The organism is Herpetosiphonaceae bacterium (genome assembly GCA_036374795.1).
Lineage (GTDB): Bacteria > Chloroflexota > Chloroflexia > Chloroflexales > Kallotenuaceae > LB3-1.
Genome location: DASUTC010000039.1, coordinates 1 through 1,621 on the forward strand (window position 1 = coordinate 1; position 1,621 = coordinate 1,621).

A 1,621-nucleotide genomic window follows, 5' to 3' on the forward strand; every position below is an offset into this window, starting at 1 on the left:
GCGCTGCTGCGCTTCTACGCCGATGAGCAGGGCTTCAGCGACCTGACGCGCAAGGACCTGACCGCGTGGTATCCGGTGGTCGCGCGCTACAGCAACGCCACCGACCCGGCGGTCGCCCGCTTCTACGCCGACGAGGTGTACAAGCTGCTCAACCAGGGCTTTAGCGGCCTTGGCAGGCAGGGCGAGCACCTGATGGTCGGCGCGGAGGAGATTCGGCCCAGGCGCGGCAAGTATGAGGATGTCGTCAGCATCGAGTCGACGGACTACGCGCCCGCGCTCTGGAATCCGGCCCACTCCGGCAACTACACCGTCGCCAACCGCGAGAGCGACTACCCGATCAACTATGTGATCATCCACACCACGCAGGGCTCGTACGCGGGCGCGATTAGCTGGTTCCAGAACGACGCCTCCAACGTCAGCGCGCACTACGTGATCCGATCGAGCGACGGCCAGATCACGCAGATGGTGCGCGAGAAAGACATCGCCTGGCACGCTGGCAACTGGACGTATAACACACAGTCGATCGGCATCGAGCACGAGGGCTGGGTGAACGACCCCTCATGGTACACCGACGCGATGTACCGGGCGTCGGCGGCGCTGACGCGCAACGTCTGCCTCAAGTACGGCATCCCGATGGACCGCGCCCACATCATCGCTCATAGCGAGGTGCCCGGCGCAACTCACACCGATCCCGGCCCGAACTGGAACTGGAACTACTACATGCAGCTTGTCACGCAAAGCCCGGCCTGGGAATCGATCGTGGACAACTCCAGCAGTAACTTCACCGCCAGCGCCAACTGGGGCGTCTCGACCTACAGCAGCCAGCGCTACGGTGCCGATTACCGCTACGCCAATCCGCAGGCGATCAGCGATGCGGCCTGGTATAAGTTCACGGTGCCCGCCAGCGCCAACTACGAGGTCTTTGTCTGGTACGCCGCCAACTCCGGCTACAACTCCTCGACGCCGTATGTAGTCGTCACGTCCAGCGGCAACCGCTCAGTCAACGTGGACCAGCGCGTGAACGGCGGCAGGTGGGTCAGCATCGGCACCTTCGCGCTCAGCGCCGGAACCTATAACGCCGTTGGCGTTAGCCGCTGGACCTCCGGCACCGGCTACGTCATCGCCGACGCGGTCAAGCTCGTCAGACGCTAGTACGCGCCCGCACCAGCAACACCAGAGGGGACAGCAGTTGATCTGCTGTCCCCTGTTCGTTCAATCCATTTGCACCACGCTGTAGGAGGCTCGGCATGATCTACTCACTCGCCCGCTCCGGCATTCGTCTCGGTCTGTTGACGCTGTTGCTCTGTCTGGCTGCCACGCTCTCGGCCATACCGCGCGCACAGGCTCAGGAGGACCCGCCCGATACGCTCAGCGCGGCCTTTCAGCGCGCCGCGAAAGAGTTCGATGTGCCGCGCGATCTGCTGATGGCAATCGCCTACGCCGAAACCCACTTCGACGATCATAACGGCGCGCCCAGCACCGACAACGGCTACGGCCTGATGCATCTGGTCGATAATCCCAGCGTGCAGACGCTCGCCGCTGCCGCGCGGCTGCTCGGCATCGCCCAGGATGCGCTCACGACCGATTCGGTGCACAATATCCGGGGCGGCGCGGCGCTGCT

Annotated in this window: 2 protein-coding genes; both read left to right on the forward strand. The window is 64.2% G+C overall.

Annotation, left to right across the window (positions count from 1 at the left end):
* On the forward strand, positions 1–1,152 hold a 1,152-nt coding region (locus VFZ66_02525), incomplete at its 5' end, for an N-acetylmuramoyl-L-alanine amidase (GenBank protein ID HEX6288032.1).
* Positions 1,153–1,247: 95 nt separating this feature from the next.
* On the forward strand, positions 1,248–1,621 hold a 374-nt coding region (locus VFZ66_02530; GenBank protein ID HEX6288033.1), incomplete at its 3' end, for a transglycosylase SLT domain-containing protein.